1 protein-coding gene is annotated in these 241 nt (G+C 37.8%); it reads right to left on the reverse strand.

Translation table 11 applies throughout. The annotated features are described in order from the left end of the window. Nucleotides 1–221: hypothetical protein (locus tag QN347_RS20775; RefSeq protein WP_323494542.1), on the reverse strand; the 221-nt coding region annotated here is incomplete at its 3' end. Nucleotides 222–241: the final 20 nt, after the last annotated feature.

Here is a 241-nt window from a genome sequence, read left to right on the forward strand (position 1 = left end):
GTTAAAATCTCTGGATCAAGTACGTAAGGAGTTTTTAACGCTTCGCTATAAATCAGTTGAATGACCTGAGCCACGCAAATCGACTGAAAATCAAAACGTGAAACCTTTGAGGTTTGCACATACGGCCTAGAAATATTTGCAGGATTAGAAATTGATTGCACCTCCTGAGCCGACGATAAAACAGAGGACAACAACAAAACGACGAAAAAAATATTTTTCATTTTTTTAACTCCTGCAATGC

Origin of the sequence: Sphingomonas sp. 10B4, assembly GCF_035019905.1 — a bacterium.
GTDB classification, from domain to species: Bacteria; Pseudomonadota; Alphaproteobacteria; order Sphingomonadales; family Sphingomonadaceae; genus Sphingomonas; species Sphingomonas glacialis.